This window comes from Tatumella morbirosei, from assembly GCF_000757425.2.
Classification (GTDB): domain Bacteria; phylum Pseudomonadota; class Gammaproteobacteria; order Enterobacterales; family Enterobacteriaceae; genus Tatumella; species Tatumella morbirosei.
The window spans coordinates 486879-509994 of sequence record NZ_JPKR02000005.1; the positions used below are offsets into that span (position 1 = coordinate 486879).

The window sequence follows — 23116 nt, forward strand, 5'->3', positions numbered from 1 at the left end:
TCTTATAGTATTCCGCTGGTAAAATACGGGTTAGCATGTAATAAAACATCAGATGCTAACCTATATAAATTCAAATATTAAAAAACAGCTAAAAAATTTGATCGCTATAGTGTAATAGCTATAAATTCTCTACTGGTACATATTCCCACTGGCCGTTGGTCGATAATGCCAGATTCATACTATGGTAGCGAATGAGTGTTTCCCTGTGAGCAACACTAACCACATAAATATGGTGTTCCGATAACAGACTATAGACGCGGGCTTCAGTTTCATAATCCAGTGCGCTGGTTGCCTCGTCAAGGAATATAAATTCAGGTTTACGTAATAACACCCGCACAAAAGAAATTATTTGTTGCTCTCCCAAAGAGAGTTCCTTTTTCCAGTCAGATTGAGCATCAAACCCTCCGTGTTTAATAAGAATATCCTCTTTTCCTAACCGATGGAGGATATTAACTATTTCTTCATCAAAATCATTATTATCCTGCAAGGGATAGGTAAATTGTGAACGCAAATTAGCAGTGGTCATATACGTCTTTTGTGGTAAAAACATGATATCATGTTCATTCGGTATATAAATATTACCCGTGGCATAAGGCCAAATTCCAGCAAGCATACGTAATAACGTACTTTTACCAACACCGGTCGGGCCTGTAATAATAGTATTCTCTTTTATTGAAATATTCAGGTCTTTTATCAGTAAAGTAGCATTATCAGGAAGGTAGACATTCACATTGTTGAGCTCTATTTCCCCGGAATAATGACGATCAACCCCCTGGTCTTTACCGTCGTCCTTACTGACAGCACTGTGGATATCTCTTATCTCGTAGACACGATTAACACTCGGCACCATATTAATCACGGATGGGATAATACTGAGTAATCGGTTAGCCATCATCCAGACAAATGTAACACTCCCCGTAACCTGATCGATAGTTCCATATTTAATTAAACCAGAAAAATAGAGTGGTATGATAAAAAAAAGAGGAAAAATAGAATAGAAAGAATCTACAAGTGTATAGACTACTGAAATAGAAAAATTATAAAATATTAATTTTCGTGACCATAGTACACTCTGTGTCAGCAGGGAAAACAATCTATATTTTTCTGAATCCTCACCACGATAGAGTGAAATGACTTCTGCATCATCTCTCAACTGTACTAGCCCGCTACGATAATTTGCAGTTGACTTAATAATATTCCAGTTAATTTTAATCAATGGGTTATTAATTAGTATATAAATAATCAAAACGAAAAACAGAGAAAAAACAACTGAATAACTCAATACGGGAGATACTGATTTTATAATACCTAACTGAATATTAAATCCCATTAAAATACCAAACACTGTCGTTGGAAGAGCCACAATTGCAAGACAAAACGCGCTGATATCCTGTTGAATCCTCTGGTCTGGGTTATCGATTTCCGGGTACATGCCTAATTTATAGTACAAACGGTCAGACAGATAGTCTGCTACTATCTCTTTTGTCAGATTTTTACGCCAGTCCTGAACCAGCCAGGATGAAAAAAAGTCTGTTGTTTGAAACATAACGCCTAATGAAATGCTAATAAAACTTATCCATGTTAATAAACGCCAGTATATGGGCTGTTTTCCTACCAGCGCATTAGTCTGTTCTGCAATTAAATTTGAAATATATCCCCCCAGATAACTGGTACATACTGAGATAAAAATGCACAGTAGCAGCATCGCCCAAGGCCTGTAAGCATTCTTTCCAAACCAATAGCCTTTGCAGAGCTTAGCCGCTCGCTTAAAAAAGGTGATACTTATCCTGTAACGTTCATTATTATTAAGTAGAGATTCATTGATCATTTTTTTAACCCTGGTTCTATTTCATTAGAAGGTAACAGGAGGTTTTCAATTGTCCATTCCCCATCGGAGTGAAGCTGTAGCAGATAGTGATGATATTTTATTACAGTGTCATTATGCGCAATGGTAATTATATTTATATTCATATTAAACAATTGATAATAAATATTTGCTTCAGTATCAGGATCCAGAGCGCTGGTCGCTTCATCAAGAAATACATATCCGGGTTTTGCTAAAATAACTCTTGCCAGTGCTATACGTTGCTGCTCACCGAGTGATAAACAATTTTTCCAGTTTTCAACCGAATCAAGTGAGCCATACTGATTTACCATCTCTGATAAATTGACTAATTGTATTACTGCCAACAATTGCTCATCATTGTAAGCACTCACCGGAAAGGGATAACAAAACTGGTCACGCAACGAGCCACTGATAAGATATGGCCGCTGCGGCAAAAAAAAGATATCCTTTTCAGGGGGTAACTCAACCACTCCTTTTCCTTCAAACCACAATCCTGATAAAACACGAAATAATGAACTCTTACCACTACCTGTTTTTCCCATAATAACTATATTTTGTCTTCCGGATTTATCCGGAGATAACTCAAAATTAAAATCATTTAATAATAAGTTTTTGGTTCCTGGAATATAAATCGTCAGGCCAGTTATTTTCAAACTGTTTCCAACTGCACGTATTATACAATTCTCCGGGTGTTTTCCCCCGGACATATTACGCTCATTGCTTTCCTGAACTTCAGCCAGTCGCGTGATTGAGGGGGCAACGTTTATAATCTGCGGTATTTGGAATGTCAGTATACTAAAGCTCATCATCATCATGCTGGCTGAAGCGACACCTTGCATGACTTCACCATAGCTCATATGACCTTTAAAATACCAGGGCACCAGAATAAGCATCGGAAGTACATCCCAGAGCAACATGATAATACTGGAGGTCATCCCAATAACCCATTGATATCTCACATTAATCATTGTTTTGTTTATGGCTTGTCCCAGAAAACCATGAATAGATGAGGTTTCCGCCTTCTCTCCCCGTAGCAAAGCAATTTGCTCCGCATTATTTCTTGTTTGCATCAGAGAGTAACGGAAATCACCCTCTGCAATTTTAATATTAAAAATTTGGCGGATAGCGGGACGATAGATAAAATAGGTCACGAAAAATCTGAATAACGTATATCCCAGCACCAGCGTAATCAGTTGTGGCGACAACGTATAAAGAATGGATGCCTGGACTATCGTATCACCAACAGATCCGATTACTGCCCTGGGGTTCTCAACAAGTGCACTGCATACCGGAGAAATTTCCTCCTCGATGCGTTGGTCAATATTATCGATTGGACTATCGTATTGAATATTATAATAGTTATTTTTATAAAGAAGTTTTCCTATAGTATCTTTTGCGAGCCATGGCCACCATCTTATATTAATCAACCCCTCAATAAGTGGCATAAGAGAGGTAAGTAACGATCGAAAAAATCCGTAAACAGACAATAAGATAATAAACTTTATGTACTCATCCTGATGCTTAGCGACTAAGGCATCTGTTGCTTCCCTGGTCATTACGGAAAAAGATGCTCCGGAATAAGTGTAACCTGCCATAACTGCGCCCAATAATCCTAACAGCACCCATGATTTCCAGGCTGTTTTCCTTAGCCAGTACATCCGGTATAATTTCCAGACCCTTCTGAAAAATAATGCATTTATTTTGAAATTTTTATTATTACTTTCTGTTTTTTGCATAGACATGATTTTTCCTGAATATTGATAGTTTATATACCTCAGGTTATAAGCACCCTTGATAACACCCTGGAGATTTAATAGTCTAAACACCTTAATAAAAAAATAATTATTCCTGGCAACACTTAAAGAAATGTAACAGGCCCTCTTTTAATTTTTATCACCATCCACCATCAAACAAATAAAATCCAACTATATCTATTCATTTTAACTTCGCATGAGTTTTCCCTTGTGTCACTCAAAAGTACCGGTCAGAGACAACACGTAGTTTCTTGGAGCCCCGTAAAAATAACCAAATGTGCCATAGTTATTTCCAGTGGTTGAATAATAAGTTTTATCAAAAATATTATTCACTAAAAAATCAATATTCCAGTTATTCGTTATCTTATAATCTATATGGGCTGAATAAATTGCATAAAATGGCTGTTTAACAGTAAATGCAGGTGCATAATAAAGGTTAACACGGCTCTGAGTCTTACTTTGGGCAATCACTCCTCCACCAATGGTTATTTTTTTCATCTGTTCATTACCATTGACGAAATTATAGTCTGTCCACACTCTTATCATATGCTTAGGAGTATAGGTATTTACCGTAGACGCATTACCATCAGGGGAGGATGGAGGATTGAAACTGGTTAAATAGTTATAGGATGCCATCAATTGCCAACCGGCAGCTAAACTTCCACTGATTTCACTGTCTATTCCCTTAACTATTTTTTCATTAGGATCCACATCCCAGTAGTACCCATACATTCCATTTTGATTGTAATCAGGGTCATTTATGACGATTCCTGTGTCTGACAACCGTGTTTTATAAAAAGAGACAGAGGCATTAAGGGTACCATCTGCCCTGCCATATTTCAGACCCGCCTCCATGTTAACCCCTTGTTGCGGGGGTAAAGGGGCGCCCTGCTTATCCAGTGACGAAAGCTGCGGACTGAAAACATAGGAGTAATCTCCGAATAATGACCAATCATCACTCAAATCATAACTTATTGTATAGGCCGGACGTTCCCATTTTCTCAGATTGTAACTCGCTTCCTCGAGAGCTGTTTGCTGTGAATTGATTGTTCTTGTATAGATTTTATATCCATCGAGCCGAATACCTATCCCAAGGTGAAGGCGCTTTATCGGAGTAATAACGGCACTGCCAAATACATTCCAGACAGTTGTATCTATTGCTGACAGAGGCCCATAATTTTGTGGATCCACAGGTCCCAGAGGGATGACATGCCAGTTGAAAGGGCTAAGTCCCGGCGAGGTATTTCCAAAAATTCCATAATCAGGAAAGTAACCTGGTGAAGGAATTGTGTAGTCATTGAAAGACTTAGTATAATTTCCACCAAACGTAAATTTTTGTGTTAACCCGCCAACATCATAATTTCCTGATAATTTACTATCCCAGCTATTATCCCTGTTTTTACCTCGGGATACATATCCACTAATAGTACTAAAATTTTCGGTATTCGGGTTTAATCCTCCGGAAGTAGTGATTATCTGATTACCAAACTGTCGGTAACTACCATCATAATTATTTTTCAGTGTCCAGTGTTCAGAAAAGCTCTGTTGCCAGCCGAGGAAATACTCTTTATTTTCTATATTATTGTACGCCCAAGGTTGGGTAAATGAAGTATTTCGTGGAAATTTTGGATCAGTTCCATCATTATACCTCGACAGCCCGCTAATCCAGGGAGTCGCATGTAGACGGCGGTAGTTTACTCCAGCAGTCAGCAGAGTTGAGGGTATGGGATTATACTCCAGGATATTGTAGATTGTGCGATCATCACGGCTGGCATAATGGTAGAAATAATCCTGCTTTTGCCAGGAGAGTACGCTTCTGCCTCGTAAAGTGCCTGTAGCATTAAGCGGCCCGGAAACGTCCAGCATATTTTGATATTTATTCCATGAACCTGCAGCACCGGTATAAATCAATTGAAAGTGATCAGTAGGACGCTTACGCACCAGATTCACTGAACCAGATACTCCTCCTGAAGGGGAAAACCCTCCCAGCAAACTATCTCCGCGCAAAATTTCAATATGGTCATAAATTCCACTGGAAAGATCATTACTGAAACCGTAGGTACTACCATTATTGGAAATATCTATCGTAGTTCCGCCATCTACAGTAGCCTGAGTGAGTGCAAATCCACGAGAATAAAAAGAATTTCCCAGGTTACCGCTAGTCTGAGCCACAGTAATACCGGGCGCTCTGCTTAAAACATCACTCAGCGTAGTACTATTTTGTTCTGTCATCTGTTTATGACTAATCACTGAGACAGATTTTGCCATATCTTTCACATTAACCGCCGTTCCATCCCCGGCACTGGCCATGCTGCCATTAAGACTTCCGGAGCCTTCGGTCGCTGTAATATCACTGCTGCCATTAACCCCCGTGGCAGTCGCAGAGCCCGGTTGCAAATTTTGTCCTTCAACATTCACTACACCGAGTGTTTCTCCTGCGCCATTTTGATTGCTGGTAATATCTACAGGAATAATTTTCAGTTCATGCGTCGAGACCGTTTGCCAGGTTAGCGTGGTCCCGGCCAGTAGCCGGGTGAGCACCATATTGGCATTACCTGTTCCTTTGAAACCACCACTCACTAATCCATTAACCAAACTGTCGTTGGCCTGTACTAAAATATTTGATTGTCGCGAAAATTGGTGTAGTGCTTCCTGTAAGGAAATACCCTGAGGAATACTAAACGCTATCTCTGCACCCGAAACTTCAGATTCAGAAGCCAGAGTCGCAACTGATAAATGACTATAAATTATAATAACAAAAACATTCAAAAATAACTTTTGTCTTATTTTATACATGGCGAAATCTTTCCCCATTGGATTTTATACAGTGGCTATCATTGATATTGCTAATTTTATTAATATTAAATTTCTATTTTTTAATTAAAAAGCCTGGTGTTGTTATTTCATAGAATATTACCTGAAAATAATAATGGTTTTATCTTAATATAAAATTAATTGGTACAGTTAATCTCATTGATGTTCTCCCTGCCATAACTTCTTCAGGAGGTGGTGGCAATTTCCCAACGCGTTCTAATAACATCCGTGATTCCCGGTCCAGAGTGGCATAACCACGACTACGAACTAATTCAATATTACTTATATTCCCCGCTGTATTAATATCAAAGCTTATAATAACGACATCCTGTTGTTTCATTCTTATTGCGTAGGACGGGTATTGCATGTTTTTTTGCAAAATCATCAATATCTGTGACTGCCATTGTTGTTTGACATTAGTTTGAATATTACTTACCGCCCCCACTACTTTTTCATGAGGAGCAGCAGGCTGCTGTGTCAGGGCCTGAGGCTGTTCCTGCTTTTTGGTCATCGGTATCGGTTTATCTCGAGCCGGATGTTTTTGAACGTGAACAGCGTGTGATTTTCTGACAACGTTCTTTACCAGCTTAGGTTTTAACTCTTCCTTTTCTGTGGCGGAAGGCACGTTAATCATAGGTTGCTTTACATTTTCTTTCTCCGGATGAGTTTGTGGCGGGGGCGATATCGCCTCCGTTTCGGGTGGTAATTTTTTTTCAGTCGTAATACTTTCCTGACTGACCATATTAGCTTCTGCCAGGGAGACCTCAAAAGGCATCGCCTGCGGGCTGGCAACAGGCATATCATGATGTAATAGATTTCGTCCGTACAAAAACAAAATAAATATCAAGCCATAAGCAGTAACAGTGGCCAACCCAACCAATAACCAGTAACGAATCTCTTTGCCGGAAATTATAGGTTGATTGAAATAAAATATATGGGAAAGATCATTCATATATAACATCCCCGGACTTATTTTTGTTTTCCTGACAAATCTACCAACGCAATTTTTGTATAACCATTTTGATGCAAAGTTTCCATAATGGTGATCAGCTGTTGATATTCAATCCCTTTATCTGCCTGCAGATAGATGCGGTTATCCCCACCTGGTTTAATAACCCGTTTAATTGCAGAAATTAATTCCTCCTGTTTTACCGGCAGGTCGTTAACATACAGAGTCCCATCTTTTTTGACACTCACCATCGGAGGATGTACAGGAGGTTGCTCCGCTTTTGCCATACCGGATGGCAGGTCAATTTTAATGTTACTCGTCGAAAGCGGTGCTGCAACCATGAAGATAATCAGCAATACCAACATGACATCGATAAAAGGAGTCACATTAATTTCCGATATCTCATTAATTTCGTCAGCTCCGTGATTCAGAGTTGAGAAGCCCATTATCAATTCCTCCGGACACGTTAGGGGCATGTGCCATTACATCCAGTTCCCGGCTTAGCAGAGACATCACGGTAATAGCAACATTATTCAATATTAGTTTATAGCCATTTATCATACGCCCCAGAATGTTATATAGAATCACGGCAGGTACCGCGACTAATAATCCTAGTGCTGTTGCAAATAATGCTTCAGCGATCCCCGGAGCCACAACACTCAGACTGGTGGTTTGTGACTGAGCAATAGAAACAAAACTGTGCATTATTCCCCATACCGTACCAAACAACCCGACAAAAGGAGCGACTGCACTTGTCGTCGCGAGTATGGCTGTTAGCCTGGATATTTTTCTGACCTGCAATACCTCCATATACATAATTTTCGACATTGCGCGTTCTTTTATCGATTGATGATTATCACCTCCCGGGGTCACAGTTTTAGAAATTTCCAGTTCATCTTTTGCAAGTAGTACTGCCTGAGAACAATAGCCTTCCCCTGCAATTTTTGCGTCATTGAGTAATACTGAATTTGCCATTAAAATATTATTTTTTTAATTCTTTTTGACTCCAAAAAAACCTCAACCGTTTTTCCTATCCAGATAAACCAGACCATAAAAGAAGCCAGAACCATAATAATTATTACTGATTTAACAACCACATCTGCATTCTGGTAAAGGTCTAAAGGTGACAAACTGATATCTGCCATAGCAATAATATTCTCCTGATTAAGCCGATGAAATCATCATCCGGTTTAACGTCACGCTAAAAAACATCATCAAAAATCCTGCCGGCTTTGTAAGCCGACACTCTGATGCATACGTAATTAACAACATCACTTAGCCATCATAAAAACAGCTAAACATCGCTCAATAATTTATGGAGAAGGCTACTAATGAGCTTATACACTTACATATTTTAAAAGAAATATAATAATCCGGATTGCTTATATATCTATTGTATAAGAAGCAATGAGTTTAATAACTGCCGCGAATCCTGAAGTCCTGGTTAACTAATAAATTTAATTTATTATTTTTATTTTTTATTTTTTCGGTATGAAATTCAAGGATTACATATTTTACCCCGGCCCCGGGTACCGGCTGAAAGCCTGATGAAAACTTCAGAAATAATTATTATCGAAATGCTAACGGGATTGAGTAATGATATGTACAAAAGGGTTTACTTATTTAAAATGCATGGGTTACCCCGGGCATCCCGAGGGGGCAATTCACTTTCGGTGAAATGGGAAAATCCAAGAAGATATATATAGTGTACTTTATCAGTATGATAGAAAATGATTCCGACAGTGCCAGTGAAGACGGGAGAGAAGTAAATTCGGTCTGGCATCGTAAAAACTTATGACTGAGAACATTTCTGAGAGCTACAAATTAGGAAAATGTGCGCACCAGGTTCACCCGACTACGACTGAAAGGGTCCATATTGAGGTACAGAAAAAATTTTTGGATTTGCTGTATTTCATGGGGTAACGGTCATATCGCATTCTTTAAAAAGAATGCCACCTAAAAATGAGCGACGGAACACATCCTGTCTGTCCCGGACGGCCTCATTCCCGAGTACTCTGTTCGGTACTTTTATCAAAATATTGAGTTACTGTACCCCAGCGAAGCAAGTATTTTGGCTGCCTGATTTAATTGTTGCTGGATTGAGCCCACAGCAGGATTGGCGACAATACCCACAGAGCCGGTGTAACCGCAGCTATCTAATTTGTCAGCAAAACGGGACAATTCCGTCTGAGGACTATCTTTCTTTTCGCCAACAGTACTTCTGGCAACGCTTAACCGCAGGTCCAGGGGATCATAAAACTGCACCGCGTAGATCTGTTCAGTGGAGATTTTATCCAGCCAGGAGGTGTCTCCTCCCTGGGACACAATATGCAGCCAGTCAACCATCAACCCAATATTGGGTTGACCCAGTTGCCGCAGGTGTTCCAGAGCCACAGGCAGAGTAGTGTCTGTACAACCACTGCTGAGTGGCTGGTAGATGATCTTCATATTGTAACGGGCAGCCTCGGAAGCCAGCCATCGCATATCATCATCCACCTGTGTTGCGACAAAATCAGGATGCTCCGGGGGTGTGACTAACAGAGTGTCACATCCGGCCTGCAAAGATAATGCAATGCTCTGACGGACTTCTTCACGCCTTTGCCAGCGCAAGGCATGAGGGGCACCAATAAAGTTTTCCAGCGTTCGCAAATGAGTCAGATGTAATCCATAGCGTTGAAGCAGGATTGAGCATCTCTCACCAATAATAAGCCCTGACTCCGAGGGGTCTGCGGATAAATCAGAGGGTGACGCGTCAATCTGCGAAAAACCGGCGTCATGTATCTGCAGTAACAGTTCGTCATTTAATAACCCGGCAAAACCGGAAGTATTCAGCCAGCGAGTAATGGCCATCAAACAGCACCTCCGCAAAGCACGTATATACAGCCGCCTCCGGCGGGTAACCGGGGCGGAAGGTCAGGGATCAGTGTTTAATACTCTGTCAGTGACCACATTAACGGATCTGCCATCAAAGCTTAATGAAATTTACTTATTAACCGGCTCAGCCAAGAACGTTGACCAACGCGAAGCCGGCAAAAGTCATCAGCAGTGTTCCGAATAAATGCAGGCTGGCGCTGGTCATCGCCCACAGATATTTTCCGGATTGCAGCATTCCCATCAGTTCGGCCGAAAAGGTAGAAAAAGTGGTCAGACCGCCACACAACCCGGTGGTAATCAGCAATTTCCACGCCGGATCCAGTTGTGGATGGCGGGCAAACCATGCCAGCGCTCCGCCGATAATAAATCCACCCACCAGGTTAACCAGCAATGTGCCAAGTGGCAGATCGGCAAACAAGGGATTAAAGCGCATGGCGCACCACCAGCGCAGTAAACAGCCGGCACCACCACCCACTAAAACAGCTATGAAAGAATTGAACATATCGGATTCCTGAATCATTGCGCCGTAGGGGGAAAAGGGAAGTGGCAGACATAATCACCTGACACACCAACCTCCCCCGCAGGCAGGTTAAGTATTATGTCAGGCGTCATCAGCCGCTCAGGTCTCAGAGCGGCGGTTGGTTGAGGTGGAACACCATCACCCCGAAGTCATCATGTACGGCTTTCCGTGGAGGTCAGCGCTAATGAGTTCTGCAATACGGATAATAACCTGTGAACGATAAACAGACAATATTCCCTGACAAGGCGAGATAACCGAACAACAACAGTCATTAGCTCAACAGCCCCAGATGTTCGACAAGGATGGTACAACCGATACCCACCAGCACCACACCGCCAAGCACTTCGGCCCATTTTCCCAGCAACGGGCCGATAAACCTGCCCACTAATACTCCCGTGGTGGCCATAATGGTCGTAGCCGCTCCAATCGCAAACGCAGTCACCACAATGTTGACCTGCAAAAATGCAAGGCCCACCCCGACGGCGAGGGCATCCAGGCTGGTAGCAACCGCGGTCATTGCCAACACCATAAAGCCATGACGTTCAGGTGCTATACATTCATCAGCAGCCCCCTGACGGAATCCGCCAATCACCATTCTGCCACCCAACACAGACAGCAGAATAAAGGCAATCCAGTGATCCCATGCCATAACATATTTGCTGGCCGCCAGGCCAATGCCCCAGCCAATCAACGGGGTCAGCATTTCAATTCCACCAAAAATGAATCCGGTACGGAAGGCTTCTTTAATCCCCGGTTTTTTGAGCGTTGCGCCTTTCCCCAATGCTGCGGCAAACGCATCCATCGACATGCCAAAGGCAAGTATAATTGTGGTAATCACGTCCATTAGGTTTCATCGCTCAGACTTGTCTCTCAGGACAATATAAGGGGTGACAATGAATACCTGCCACCGAATGAAGCGCAGTTTACCATGATTGTATGAATTAAAAAAGACAGTAAAATCATGGTGTTAGTTATAGCAAAGGCTATATTTCATAACATTCGCTAAGTTAGTGCTAAGTTAATGGAAAATAAGGAACTCCCGGTAAAAATCTACCTTATGCTTAGCCATTGGCACCGTACTACACCAAAGTGCCCTCGCATATAGCAACGGGCTGGCGATTGAAACCTGGTGTAAATTCCCGGAGAATACTTCGTAATCTCTTTTGCCCTGGCAGGGTCACAATGAAAAATCCGCTCGAAAGCTTACTTATCCCCGGAGGTATATTATTACTGGGGTTCCTGTCTGCATTATTGCTGCCTGCACCCGCCTTCGGGTTATCGTTGGCGAAAAAGCTGATGTCAGTGTTACACATTATGGATTTGAACCAGCTGTACACGATAGTGTTTGGAATCTGGTTCTTATTGCTCGGTGCGGTGGAGTTTTTTGTAATCCGTCTTCTGTGGCGAAAATTTGCCCGCCAGTGACTGGTAGCCTCTCCCCGGGTAACGGGGAGGCCTGGCCCGGGAGAAACAAGCTGATAACAAAAAAGATACAAAAACTGCTATATTACTGCGCGACTTTCCCCTCTCCAATAACACAATAAATATATTTTATTATCAATTAGTTAATAAGCTGCTTTTTTTTGAGCTTGCTCACGGTTTTATGTTCTGCTTTCTCAGTCTCGTTGACCAACAAAAAAAATAACCATATGAAAATAAACATATTTAATTTTATTAAATGCTGTTTTTTAGGTTATTTTGGATTTAATCATTTATTAAAAACTCTCGGGCAAACACTTGTTTAAATTCGGGGCAAAAATGTTATATTCATAGGTAAAACATATAACCTGCTATTAACTCCTGGCCACAGTAGCCCGGAAAAATTACAGGATAACTTTTGGCCAGTCAGACAAGCCCATCGCTTACCTAAACGGCCCCTTATATTGCTGGTAAACCTGTCAGGGTCAGGCTCCTGACAGCCAGAGGAGATATTGCCTCATGTGTAAATCAACCATGAACCTTTCTCTTGCCATGAGTACCGCCGCCGGTGCCGTGCAGAAGGTTCAGCATGGAAAAGACGTTGATGTGCTACTGATCGGCGCCGGTGTGATGAGTGCGACACTGGGAACTTTTCTGCAGGAGCTGGAACCCGAATGGACGCTGGAAATGGTGGAGCGGCTGTCTGATGTCGCTGAAGAATCCTCAAATGGCTGGAACAATGCCGGTACCGGACACTCTGCACTGGCCGAGCTGAACTACACTCCCCAAAAAGCTGACGGCTCAATTGATATCAGTAAGGCTGTCGCGATTAATGAAGCCTTCCAGATTTCACGTCAGTTCTGGGCCGCTCAGGTTGAAATGGGTCGCCTGAATCGTCCGGAAACCTTTATCAATACCACCCCACATATGAGCTTTGTCTGGGGTGATGATAATGTGGAATTTCTGCGTAAGCGGGTTGCAGCCCTGAAAACCAGTACCCTGTTTCGCGGCATGGAATATTCAGAAGATCCACAGCAAATTGCCCGCTGGGTTCCTCTGTTGATGGAAGGTCGTAAACCCGGAACACGGATTGCGGCCACCCGTACCGAAATCGGAACCGATGTAAATTTTGGTGAAATTACCCGTCAGTTGATTAGCGCACTGCAGAAAAATGATACCTTTACATTACGCACCCGGCAGGAAGTTCGTGAAATTAGTCGCTTACCTGACGGACGCTGGCAGGTCACATTGCAGGATCTGCAATTAAAATCTCAGCGACAACTGATTGCCAGACATGTGTTTATCGGGGCCGGCGGTGCAGCATTACCTCTGTTGCAAAAATCCGGGATTCCGGAAGCCCGCCGCTTTGCCGGCTTTCCGGTCGGTGGTTCGTTTCTGGTGACCGAAAATCCACGACTGGTCAGCCAGCATCTGGCAAAAGTTTATGGAAAAGCCAGTGTCGGAGCACCTCCGATGTCGGTGCCGCATGTTGATACCCGTATGCTGGATGGAAAACAGGTCCTGTTATTCGGCCCGTTTGCGACTTTTTCGACCAAATTCCTCAAACAGGGCTCATTGCTGGACATGTTCAGCTCCATGACTGCCTCTAATTTGCTGCCAATGCTGCAGGTAGGGACCAAAAATATCAATCTGATCAAATACCTTATCGGCCAGGTGTTACAGAACGATAATGACCGGATGGAAGCCTTACAAAATTATGTACCGAATGCCCGTCCGGAAGACTGGCGGCTGGTGACTGCCGGGCAACGTGTGCAGATCATCGAAAATGACAGTAAACAAGGTGGCGTATTACGCCTGGGAACCGAAATTGTGACTTCACAGGATGGCACTATTTCAGCCCTGCTGGGTGCTTCTCCCGGCGCTTCAACCGCAGCCAAAATCATGCTGGATTTGATGAGTAAAATTTTCCCGTCGGAAATGGCCTCTTCCGGATGGCAGCAAAAAATTCGCCAGATGATACCCTCCTTCGGTACTTCTCTGGACGGAGATGTCGCCGCGACCGAGCAGGTATTATCCTCCACCAGCCGTATTTTGAAGTTAGATTACCGGGCACCTGAGTCTTCTGCCGCTGACCCCGTGAGTCAGCCAGTTCCGGCAGCGAATGATGAAGGCCACGACACGGAGAATGTCGTGGGAAAGTAAATAAAGAGTGAATGCTTACTCACTTTTGTCGGCAGATAAAAGTGAGTTAACTCCTTCAGCAATCACTCATCACCGTTGGCTGCAGTGTATTGACTATGCATGGCAGTCATAATCTGTTCTCTGGTCTGGCAGTCACTTTCCCGACACTATTGTTAGTAAGCACACACTCTCTCTGGTGTGCCTGCTCATGCGGCCAGACAGAATTATGGAGTTCCGTTTCGTCCCCAAAGCACATAGCCTTGTCGTTCGGTGAGCAACTGATAATACTGTCGGACTGCCGGGTAATCTGGTCGTTCCAGCGGAGTCTCATACCAACGATTCACGGCCAGCCCGACCGGAATATCTGCCAGCGTGAAATCATCACTGGCGACATAACTACCGGTTTTCTCCAGTTGTTGGTTGAGTATACCCATCGTGTAATTCCAGCCTTTACAGGCCGCGGCCAGCAATTGTGGATCCTGGTGACCAGGCGACTGACGGACCAGTGCGGTAAAAGCATACCGCCATGAGGTATTCAGTTCGGTCGCTTGCCAGTCCATCCACTGGTCAACCCGCGCCCGCAGTTGTGGTTCCACCGGGTAAAGTGCTTCGGCCTGCCGTGAATTTGCCAGGTAACGCAGGATGGTATTAGATTCCCATAACACAAAATCCTCGTCACGGATCACAGGCACCATCCCGTTTGGATTCATTCTGAGCAACTGTGGACAACGACTAACATTGTCGTTCTCTCCGATGTCTTCTCGCTGGTAGACAATATCCAGTTCTTCACATAACCATAATACCTTGCGGACATTAATTGATGTCTCTTTCCCGTAAATGACCAGCATCCGCTATTCTCTCCTGTCAGCAGCCTACAGCCAGCTATCTGCCAGCCTGTAAGAGTAAATATAATACAACCTGCGGCTCCGGGACTGTAAAAATAGCCATCCGCACAACCGGGACAAGGTTTCGTGGCGGAAGGTCCACTGATCCTGACAACCGGCAGGGAATTTCCGGGGGGCATAGGCTCACCACCTGAGCCAGTAGGATACCAGCAGCCCAACTCATAAGGGTCAGGCCCCCGGTATAAGCGGTTAGTCGCCGAGCAATTTGCCAGCTATACTTATTCTGTTATTCATTAACTTAAACAAGGATCCCTGACGTTCATGGTGGAAAAAAAGCTCACGCCCGACGGAGAGAATCAGCAGCCGGCCCCCCTTCTTAAAACCGGTAACCCGTCAGTTGACCGTTCAATCACCCGCGCCTCGGAAGGCATTCACTGGTTTCGCAAAATACCGGCGGTTGCACATTTTCTGCGGGCTCTTGAACGTTTTAATGACCGGCTGGGAAGCCAGTTTGGTGCGGCTATTACCTACTTTTCCTTCCTGTCGATCATCCCGATTTTAATGGTTTCCTTTGCCGCCATCGGTTTTGTTCTGGCATCAAACCAAAACCTGCTTGCTGAACTTATAGAAAAAATTGTCAGCAGCATCAGTGACCCCACCCTGGCAGGGACATTAAAGAGCACGGTAAATACCGCTATTCAGCAACGTACCACTGTGGGTATTACGGGGTTATTGCTGGCGCTCTATTCTGGTATCAGTTGGGTAGGTAATTTACGCGAAGCCATACGTGCACAGTCGCGGGATGTCTGGGAGCGAACTGAGCGTGACCACGAAAAATTATGGCGCAAATATATTCGTGACTTTATCTCTCTGACCGGACTTATGCTGTCGCTGGTCATTGCCCTGTCACTCACGTCAGTTGCGGGGTCTGCACAGGCAGCGATTGTGCATGCACTGGGTCTTGACCATGTTGACTGGCTACGCCCTGTGATGACTATTATTGCCCTGACAATATCTGTTTCGGCTAATTTCCTGATATTCCTGTGGATCTTTTGGATACTGCCACGCCACCAGCCACCGAAAAAAGCATTGCTACGGGGTACTTTGTTGGCGGCCATTGGCTTTGAAGTGATCAAGTTTATTATGACCATCATGCTGCCTAAAGTGGCTTCATCACCGTCCGGGGCGGCATTTGGTTCTGTGCTGGGACTGATGGCTTTTTTCTATTTTTTTGCACGCCTGACCCTGTTTTGTGCTGCCTGGATTGCGACAGCTCAGTATGAAGGCACATCAACGGAAGGTAACGACCCGCAAAACAGTTCTCAGGATGAAACATCTCAAAATGTAAGAGAAAATTAATTCAGTTAAAAACTTCACTCTGCGGATGTTTTTAATACAAAAAGGCCAGATTAAAGTGACCACCTCACTTTTTTTTGGCCTTAAATTAGTGGAATACTCTAAAAAAAACCACCCCCTACTGCCATCTTTCAACAAACACAAATCTTCAAAAATTATCGACTTTTCAGCATCACATCCGCGCCGAATCAGGGAGTTTCTTGATTGAAGGCCATAAAACAGCTGCGTAATATGGTTCGTCCACTGTTACAAAAATAAGAATCTATTATTATGCAAAGCAGCAATACTGAGCCTTACCCGTCACCTGCAGAATCTCCCCCGGTGAATTCAAGAAGCAAAGTGCTTGTCGCCTCTCTGGTAGGTACCGCCATCGAGTTTTTTGACTTCTATATTTATGCGACCGCCGCGGTCATTGTATTTCCGCATATCTTCTTCCCTCAGGGGGATGCCACGGTAGCAACACTCCAGTCGCTGGCGACCTTCGCCATCGCTTTTGTTGCCAGGCCTATCGGCTCTGCCATTTTCGGTCACTTTGGTGACAGAATCGGCCGTAAAGCCACGCTGGTTGCCTCATTACTGACCATGGGCGTTTCTACTGTAATTATCGGGTTATTGCCGTCTTATTCGACTATTGGCGTTGCAGCACCTCTGTTGCTGGCACTGGCCCGTTTCGGTCAGGGGCTTGGGCTTGGGGGAGAATGGGGGGGAGCCGCTCTGTTGGCGACTGAAAACGCCCCGGCAAAAAAACGTGCTTTATATGGTTCTTTTCCTCAGTTGGGCGCACCGATTGGCTTCTTCTTCGCCAACGGTACTTTTTTACTCCTTTCGTGGTTGCTGAGTGATCAGCAGTTTATGGACTGGGGCTGGCGAGTGCCCTTCATTTGCTCTGCGATACTGGTCATTATCGGTTTATACGTCCGTGTTTCGCTGCACGAGAGTCCGGTGTTTGCCAAAATTCAGAAAGAAAACAAACAGGTCAAAGTCCCCATCGGCACTTTACTGTCAAAGCACCTTGGCGCAACTGTGCTCGGCACATTCATTATGCTGGCGACTTATACGCTGTTTTATATTATGACCGTCTATTCGATGAGCTTCGGGACTGCACCGGCACCGATCGGACTGGGCTTCTCGCGTAACAGTTTCCTGTGGATGTTGATGATTGCAGTGATTGGCTTCGGAATCACGATCCCGATTGCCGGAATGCTGGCTGACCGTTTTGGCCGCCGTCGGACCATGATTATTATCACTTTATTGTTGATTGGTTTCTCACTGCTGTTCCCGGCGATGCTGAGTTCCGGCTCGTCATTAATGGTGATGCTGTTCCTGCTGGCCGGTCTGAGCATTATGGGTCTGACCTTCGGCCCCATGGGAGCGTTGCTGCCAGAACTGTTCCCGACTGAAGTTCGTTATACCGGCGCTTCATTCTCTTATAATCTGTCGTCTATCCTGGGTGCCTCTGTCGCTCCTTACATCGCGACCTGGTTGAAAGCCGAGTATGGACTGTTTGCGGTCGGCTTATATCTGGGGACTATGGCTGTCATTACCTTGCTGGCACTCATTATCAGCAAAGAGACCCGCCATCAGACCTTATTTGATGCCACCTGATTTACCGGTTCTTCCCTGACCCAAGGGAAGAACCTCTCTCCAGCCTCTGCTGCTGCGAATACATTGTCAGTACTGACAGCAATTGTTATAACCTTTCCTTCTGCCCCTGCCTTGTGAGATTGAATAATGACTGTCACAGAAAGCCTGATTGCTTATACATTCACCGCCGGATTACTGACTCTGACACCGGGCCTGGATACTGCGCTGGTTCTGAGAACTGCCACTGTTGAGGGGCGTAAGCAGGCAGTCCGTGCTGCTCTGGGAATCAATATCGGATGTATTCTGTGGGGGTTCGCCGTCGCCTGTGGACTGGGCGCTTTGATCGCTGTTTCTGAACTGGCCTATGATGTGCTGAAGTATTGCGGAGCGGCCTATCTTTGCTGGCTGGGCCTTGGAATGTTGCTGCGCCCGCGCAAAGGAATTGCCGGTGCTGATGACAAACACTTCAAAAAAGACACTAACTGGCTGTTGCGTGGCATCACCGGTAACCTGCTGAACCCGAAAGTCGGTATTTTTTACGTATCCTTTTTACCGCAGTTTATTCCGCAGGGCCATTCACTGTTCTTCTGGACTCTGGGACTGGTCGGTATTCATATGTTACTGGGAATCAGTTGGCTGATGACATTGATTGCTGCAACCCAGCCGCTGAGCGCCTTTTTCAAACGCCCGGCAGTCGTCACCACCATGGACCGTGCTACCGGTGCCGTTCTGCTGTCATTCGCCGCAAAGCTGGCCTTTAGTAAGCGTTAACTCCCTGTCACCGGCCCATTCGTGGGAGGGACCGGTAAAAGACAGCGATTCGCCACTTCTGCCTGCCCCTTATCAGCGACACAATAAATATTGCAGACAAAAAAAACTGCCCCCCGAATACGGAGGGCAGTTCATCTGATAATACAGTACGTCGCTTATGGCGTGTAGTTAGCCGGCAACAGCAATACGTTTCATGTCTGTCATATAGCCACGCAGTTTGCTACCTACAGCTTCGATTGGATGGTGGCGAATCGCTTCGTTAACATCACGCAGTTGCGCATTGTCCACCGCATTTCCGCTCAGGGTTTCCTGGCCTAAGTCACCAGTCTGCAGCGAAGCCATAAAGTCTTTCAGCAACGGTACCGCAGCAAATGAGAACAGGTAGTTACCATATTCAGCGGTATCAGAGATAACCACGTTCATTTCATACAGACGCTTACGCGCAATGGTGTTAGCAATCAGTGGCAGCTCATGCAGTGATTCGTAGTAAGCTGATTCTTCGATAATGCCGGAAGCCACCATGGTTTCAAACGCCAGTTCAACTCCGGCTTTAACCATTGCAATCATCACTACGCCCTGGTCATAGTAATCCTGCTCAGCAATTTTACCTTCGAACTGAGCAGCGGTTTCGAACGGGGTTTTCCCGGTTTCTTCACGCCAGGTCAGCAGGTCTTTATCGTCATTCGCCCAGTCAGCCATCATGCCGGAAGAGAACGCACCGGAGATAATGTCATCCATGTGCTTCTGGAACAGTGGCGCCATAATCTCTTTCAGTTGCTCAGACAGCTCATAAGCACGCAATTTTGCCGGGTTGGACAGACGATCCATCATCAGCGTAATACCGCCGAATTTCAGGGATTCGGTGATAGTTTCCCAACCGAACTGGATCAGTTTTTCTGCGTAAGCCGCATCTGTACCTTCTGCTACCAGCTTGTCAAAGCACAGCAATGAACCCGCCTGCAACATACCACACAGAATGGTCTGCTCACCCATCAGGTCAGATTTAACTTCCGCCACGAAAGAGGACTCCAGAACACCCGCACGGTGACCACCGGTCGCTGCTGCCCACGCTTTCGCAATTGCCAGACCTTCACCTTTCGGGTCATTTTCAGGGTGAACCGCGATCAGGGTAGGAACACCGAAACCACGCTTATATTCTTCACGGACTTCAGTGCCCGGACATTTTGGTGCAACCATCACTACAGTGATGTCTTTACGGATAGTTTCGCCAACTTCAACAATGTTAAAACCATGTGAATAGCCCAGTGCAGCACCATCTTTCATCAGCGGCTGAACGGCCTGGACAACGGCGGAGTGCTGTTTGTCCGGAGTCAGGTTAACCACCAGGTCCGCCTGTGGGATTAACTCTTCATAGCTACCTACTTTAAAACCATTGTCGGTGGCTTTACGCCATGAAGCACGTTTCTCGGCAATCGCTTCTGTACGCAGGGCATAAGCAATATCCAGACCGGAATCACGCATATTCAGACCCTGGTTAAGCCCCTGAGCACCACAGCCGACAATCACGACTTTTTTGCCTTTCAGAAAGCTGGCGCCATCTGCAAATTCGTCACGATTCATAAAGCGGCATTTGCCTAACTGCGATAACTGGTTGCGCAGATTCAGAGTGTTGAAATAGTTAGCCATGGGTACTCCGGTTTGGTTGTGTTTGTATTTATCAGGTATTCAGCGGCATTGATTGCATCACTGAGAATACCTCCATCATATGTCAGGATTTCTATTGCTTAAATTGATATATTAACAACGTCATATTGCAATAAGTGCAATACATTACCAGGACAGGCAATGATGGATTTACGCGACCTGAAATTATTTCTTCATCTGGCAGAAAGTCGACATTTCGGGCAAACTGCACGAGCCATACATGTCAGCCCTTCTACGCTATCGCGCCAGATTCAACGGCTGGAAGAAGAGGTCGGTCATCCGTTATTTGTCCGGGATAACCGCTCAGTTGCCCTCACCGAGGCAGGGGAGACATTCAGCCAGTTTGCCCGCCAGACTCTGCTGCATTACCAGCAGCTGCGACATTTAATGGACCTCAACAGCCCCTCACTGAGCGGAGAGTTGCATCTGTTTTGTTCGGTCACCGCAGCTTACAGCCACCTGCCACCGATTCTCGATCGCTTCCGCGCTGAACACCCACAGGTTGAAATTAAATTATCTACCGGTGACCCCTCGGATGCGGTGCAGAAAATCAGTTCGGGTGAAGCGGACCTTGCAATTGCCGGAAAACCTGAATCACTGCCTTCCGGGATTGCATTCAACCCACTGGATGTCTTGCCGCTGGCACTGATTGCCCCAGCCCTGCCCTGCCCGGTTCGCAGTGCAGTCAGTGAGGCAGACCCCGACTGGAGCAGTATTCCGTTTATCTTTCCTGAACAGGGACCGGTGCGGCGCAGTGTTGATCTTTGGCTGCGTCGTCGAAAAATTACCAACCCCATGATTTATGCCACGGTCGCGGGGCATGAGGCGATGGTCTCGATGGTCGCACTGGGATGTGGAGTGGCGTTATTGCCGTTAGTCGTACTGGATAACAGCCCTGAACCGGTCCGTAACCGTATTATGTCGCTGCCGCTAAGTGATACCGGTGAACCCCTGGAGCTGGGGGTTTGTGTGCAGAAAAAGCGGCTCGGAGAGCCGCTGGTGAATGCATTCTGGGATTTACTGTAATTACCGTCCGGCCAGGAAGAAACGGAACGCCGGGTTATCACTTTCATCATGAAAGTCATAACCCAGGGCGGTCAGATGCTCAGCGAAGCGTGGTTCATTATCGCTCAGTTCAAAGGCCGCCAGCACCCTGCCGTAATCCGTACCGTGGCTACGGTAATGGAACAACGAAATATTCCAGTGAGTCCCCAGGGTTTGCAGGAATTTCAGCAATGCGCCGGGAGATTCCGGAAACTCAAAACTGTACAGCCTTTCCTTCAATGGTTTACCCGGGCGCCCCCCGACCATATAGCGCAAATGCAGCTTCGCCATTTCGTCGTCAGACAGGTCAACGACCTGGTAGCCACCTTCGCTCAGTTGGCGAACAATCTCGCCACGTTCTTCGAGCCCACGGGTTAAGCGGACTCCGACAAAGATGCAGGCATTTTGATCATCGGCATAACGGTAGTTGAATTCGGTCACTGCGCGTCCGCCAAGGATCTGACAGAATTTCAGAAAGCTGCCCTGTTGTTCCGGGATAGTAACGGCCAGCAAGGCTTCCCGCTGTTCTCCCAGCTCACAACGCTCTGAGACATAACGCAGTCCGTGGAAATTCACATTCGCCCCGGAAAGCACATGCGCCAGTCGCTCATCTTTAATGTCATGCTGCTGAATATATTTTTTCATACCTGCCAGTGCCAGTGCTCCGGAAGGTTCGGCAATGGCACGCACATCTTCAAAAATATCTTTCATCGCTGAACAGATAGCATCACTGTCTACGGTCACAATATCGTCCAGATATTGCTGGCACAGGCGGAAGGTTTCATTGCCTATCCGTTTCACCGCCACACCTTCAGCAAACAGCCCGACCCGCGGTAAATCGACGGGTTCTCCGGCATCCAGAGCTGCTTTCAGGCAGGCAGAATCCTCAGCCTCTACCGCAATCACTTTGATCTCCGGCATCAACTGTTTAATCACCACCGCCACACCAGCAGCCAGACCGCCACCGCCCACCGGCACAAAAATCCGGTCAATGTGCGCATCCTGTTGCAGTAACTCAAGAGCCAGTGTTCCCTGCCCGGCAATGACCGCCGGGTGGTCGAACGGAGGCACAAAGCTGTACCCATGTTGCTCTGCCAGTTCTATGGCTTTCGCTTTGGCTTCATCAAAGTTAGCACCATACAGATATGCTTCTCCGCCAAAAGCACGCACTGCATCCACTTTGATGTCCGCAGTCGCCACCGGCATGACAATCAGAGATTTTATTCCCCGACGACTGGCAGAGAGCGCTACTCCCTGAGCATGATTACCTGCCGAAGCAGTAATCACACCCTGTGCTCTTTGCTGTTCATTCAGGCCGGCAATCATTGCGTAAGCTCCACGCAATTTAAAACTATGAACCGGCTGACGATCTTCACGTTTTACAACGATGGTATTGCCGAGTCGCGCTGACAGTTTCTCCATTTTCTGTAACGGAGTGACCTGAGTAACCTCATAAACCGGAGAGCGTAAGGCGGCATGAAGATACTCCGCACCCGTAGGTGCGGAAGAAAGAGGTTTGGAAGCAGCCATGAT

Annotated in this window: 19 protein-coding genes and 1 riboswitch; of the genes, 6 read left to right on the top strand and 13 right to left on the bottom strand. The window is 45.6% G+C overall.

The annotated features are described in order from the left end of the window. Positions 1-118 precede the first annotated feature (118 nt). The 10 genes from HA49_RS17750 to mntP form a co-directional block, all read right to left on the bottom strand. Complete coding sequence (locus HA49_RS17750; RefSeq protein ID WP_046791906.1) at positions 119-1828, bottom strand: ABC transporter ATP-binding protein/permease; 1710 nt, start codon at positions 1826-1828, stop codon at positions 119-121. After that, on the bottom strand, positions 1825-3588 hold the full coding sequence (locus HA49_RS17755) for an ABC transporter ATP-binding protein/permease (RefSeq protein WP_038015684.1): 1764 nt from the start codon (positions 3586-3588) through the stop codon (positions 1825-1827). Before HA49_RS17755 ends, HA49_RS17750 begins: the two co-directional genes overlap by 4 nt. Positions 3589-3813: 225 nt before the next feature. Further along, positions 3814-6396: a TonB-dependent siderophore receptor gene (locus tag HA49_RS17760; RefSeq protein WP_169748785.1), complete on the bottom strand. Its 2583-nt coding sequence runs from the start codon at positions 6394-6396 to the stop codon at positions 3814-3816. Between the two features lie 139 nt (positions 6397-6535). Continuing rightward, the gene (locus HA49_RS17765; RefSeq protein WP_169748786.1) at positions 6536-7366 is read right to left on the bottom strand and encodes an energy transducer TonB; all 831 of its coding nucleotides are present in this window, start codon (positions 7364-7366) and stop codon (positions 6536-6538) included. 17 nt (positions 7367-7383) lie between these two features. Beyond that, positions 7384-7809 carry a biopolymer transporter ExbD gene (locus tag HA49_RS17770; RefSeq protein ID WP_038015692.1) on the bottom strand — a complete coding sequence of 142 codons (426 nt, stop codon included), beginning with the start codon at positions 7807-7809 and terminating at the stop codon, positions 7384-7386. Then, positions 7778-8338, bottom strand: coding sequence for a MotA/TolQ/ExbB proton channel family protein (locus HA49_RS17775; protein WP_052752544.1), 561 nt, complete (start codon positions 8336-8338; stop codon positions 7778-7780). The genes HA49_RS17770 and HA49_RS17775 overlap by 32 nt, the downstream gene beginning before the upstream one ends. Then, on the bottom strand, positions 8338-8508 hold the full coding sequence (locus tag HA49_RS21530) for a hypothetical protein (protein ID WP_156994690.1): 171 nt from the start codon (positions 8506-8508) through the stop codon (positions 8338-8340). Before HA49_RS21530 ends, HA49_RS17775 begins: the two co-directional genes overlap by 1 nt. An 886-nt stretch (positions 8509-9394) precedes the next feature. Next, the gene (locus HA49_RS17780) at positions 9395-10213 is read right to left on the bottom strand and encodes a sugar phosphate isomerase/epimerase family protein (protein ID WP_052752545.1); all 819 of its coding nucleotides are present in this window, start codon (positions 10211-10213) and stop codon (positions 9395-9397) included. 148 nt (positions 10214-10361) lie between these two features. Continuing rightward, positions 10362-10739 (bottom strand): fluoride efflux transporter CrcB, encoded by a 378-nt coding sequence (crcB, locus tag HA49_RS17785; protein ID WP_038015694.1) that lies wholly within the window; start codon positions 10737-10739, stop codon positions 10362-10364. 93 nt (positions 10740-10832) lie between these two features. Continuing rightward, positions 10833-10909: riboswitch (Fluoride riboswitch) on the bottom strand. Positions 10910-11028: 119 nt separating this feature from the next. Further along, positions 11029-11601 carry a manganese efflux pump MntP gene (gene mntP, locus HA49_RS17790; RefSeq protein WP_038015697.1) on the bottom strand — a complete coding sequence of 191 codons (573 nt, stop codon included), beginning with the start codon at positions 11599-11601 and terminating at the stop codon, positions 11029-11031. A gap of 338 nt (positions 11602-11939) precedes the next feature. Here mntP and HA49_RS17795 point away from each other — a divergent pair, with 338 nt between their 5' ends. Both HA49_RS17795 and mqo read left to right on the top strand, forming a co-directional pair. Beyond that, on the top strand, positions 11940-12182 hold the full coding sequence (locus HA49_RS17795) for a DUF1158 family protein (RefSeq protein WP_038015700.1): 243 nt from the start codon (positions 11940-11942) through the stop codon (positions 12180-12182). Between the two features lie 513 nt (positions 12183-12695). Next, a complete protein-coding gene (gene mqo, locus HA49_RS17800) occupies positions 12696-14339 on the top strand; it encodes a malate dehydrogenase (quinone) (RefSeq protein WP_038015702.1) in 1644 nt (547 codons plus the stop codon). Positions 14340-14542: 203 nt separating this feature from the next. Here mqo and HA49_RS17805 read toward each other — a convergent pair whose 3' ends face one another. After that, positions 14543-15166, bottom strand: coding sequence for a glutathione S-transferase family protein (locus HA49_RS17805; protein WP_038015704.1), 624 nt, complete (start codon positions 15164-15166; stop codon positions 14543-14545). A 318-nt stretch (positions 15167-15484) separates the two neighbouring features. On the opposite strand from HA49_RS17805, the gene yhjD reads away from it, so the two are divergent. The 3 genes from yhjD to HA49_RS17820 all read left to right on the top strand — a co-directional run bounded on the left by yhjD (position 15485) and on the right by HA49_RS17820 (position 18874). Beyond that, a complete protein-coding gene (gene yhjD, locus HA49_RS17810) occupies positions 15485-16522 on the top strand; it encodes an inner membrane protein YhjD (RefSeq protein ID WP_038015707.1) in 1038 nt (345 codons plus the stop codon). A 267-nt stretch (positions 16523-16789) separates the two neighbouring features. After that, positions 16790-18124 (top strand): MFS transporter, encoded by a 1335-nt coding sequence (locus HA49_RS17815; RefSeq protein ID WP_038015709.1) that lies wholly within the window; start codon positions 16790-16792, stop codon positions 18122-18124. 126 nt (positions 18125-18250) lie between these two features. Next, positions 18251-18874, top strand: a complete 624-nt coding sequence (locus HA49_RS17820) for a LysE family translocator (protein ID WP_038015713.1) — start codon at positions 18251-18253, stop codon at positions 18872-18874. Positions 18875-19042: 168 nt separating this feature from the next. Here HA49_RS17820 and ilvC read toward each other — a convergent pair whose 3' ends face one another. After that, entirely contained in the window at positions 19043-20521 is a 1479-nt protein-coding gene (gene ilvC / locus HA49_RS17825; RefSeq protein WP_038015715.1) for a ketol-acid reductoisomerase, read from the bottom strand. 162 nt (positions 20522-20683) lie between these two features. On the opposite strand from ilvC, the gene ilvY reads away from it, so the two are divergent. Next, a complete protein-coding gene (gene ilvY / locus HA49_RS17830) occupies positions 20684-21565 on the top strand; it encodes an HTH-type transcriptional activator IlvY (protein WP_038015841.1) in 882 nt (293 codons plus the stop codon). On the opposite strand, the gene ilvA is transcribed toward ilvY, so the two are convergent. Continuing rightward, positions 21566-23113, bottom strand: coding sequence for a threonine ammonia-lyase, biosynthetic (ilvA, locus tag HA49_RS17835; RefSeq protein ID WP_038015717.1), 1548 nt, complete (start codon positions 23111-23113; stop codon positions 21566-21568). It lies immediately after the preceding gene. Between the last annotated feature and the right edge of the window lie 3 nt (positions 23114-23116).

Bases quoted from the DNA above. Each gene is read 5' to 3' on its own strand.
- HA49_RS17750 (WP_046791906.1), bottom strand. From the start codon at position 1,828: ATGATCAATGAATCTCTACTTAATAATAATGAACGTTACAGGATAAGT.
- HA49_RS17755 (WP_038015684.1), bottom strand. From the start codon at position 3,588: ATGTCTATGCAAAAAACAGAAAGTAATAATAAAAATTTCAAAATAAAT.
- HA49_RS17760 (WP_169748785.1), bottom strand. From the start codon at position 6,396: ATGTATAAAATAAGACAAAAGTTATTTTTGAATGTTTTTGTTATTATA.
- HA49_RS17765 (WP_169748786.1), bottom strand. From the start codon at position 7,366: ATGAATGATCTTTCCCATATATTTTATTTCAATCAACCTATAATTTCC.
- HA49_RS17770 (WP_038015692.1), bottom strand. From the start codon at position 7,809: ATGGGCTTCTCAACTCTGAATCACGGAGCTGACGAAATTAATGAGATA.
- HA49_RS17775 (WP_052752544.1), bottom strand. From the start codon at position 8,338: ATGGCAAATTCAGTATTACTCAATGACGCAAAAATTGCAGGGGAAGGC.
- HA49_RS21530 (WP_156994690.1), bottom strand. From the start codon at position 8,508: ATGGCAGATATCAGTTTGTCACCTTTAGACCTTTACCAGAATGCAGAT.
- HA49_RS17780 (WP_052752545.1), bottom strand. From the start codon at position 10,213: ATGGCCATTACTCGCTGGCTGAATACTTCCGGTTTTGCCGGGTTATTA.
- crcB (WP_038015694.1), bottom strand. From the start codon at position 10,739: ATGTTCAATTCTTTCATAGCTGTTTTAGTGGGTGGTGGTGCCGGCTGT.
- mntP (WP_038015697.1), bottom strand. From the start codon at position 11,601: ATGGACGTGATTACCACAATTATACTTGCCTTTGGCATGTCGATGGAT.
- HA49_RS17795 (WP_038015700.1), top strand. From the start codon at position 11,940: ATGAAAAATCCGCTCGAAAGCTTACTTATCCCCGGAGGTATATTATTA.
- mqo (WP_038015702.1), top strand. From the start codon at position 12,696: ATGTGTAAATCAACCATGAACCTTTCTCTTGCCATGAGTACCGCCGCC.
- HA49_RS17805 (WP_038015704.1), bottom strand. From the start codon at position 15,166: ATGCTGGTCATTTACGGGAAAGAGACATCAATTAATGTCCGCAAGGTA.
- yhjD (WP_038015707.1), top strand. From the start codon at position 15,485: ATGGTGGAAAAAAAGCTCACGCCCGACGGAGAGAATCAGCAGCCGGCC.
- HA49_RS17815 (WP_038015709.1), top strand. From the start codon at position 16,790: ATGCAAAGCAGCAATACTGAGCCTTACCCGTCACCTGCAGAATCTCCC.
- HA49_RS17820 (WP_038015713.1), top strand. From the start codon at position 18,251: ATGACTGTCACAGAAAGCCTGATTGCTTATACATTCACCGCCGGATTA.
- ilvC (WP_038015715.1), bottom strand. From the start codon at position 20,521: ATGGCTAACTATTTCAACACTCTGAATCTGCGCAACCAGTTATCGCAG.
- ilvY (WP_038015841.1), top strand. From the start codon at position 20,684: ATGGATTTACGCGACCTGAAATTATTTCTTCATCTGGCAGAAAGTCGA.
- ilvA (WP_038015717.1), bottom strand. From the start codon at position 23,113: ATGGCTGCTTCCAAACCTCTTTCTTCCGCACCTACGGGTGCGGAGTAT.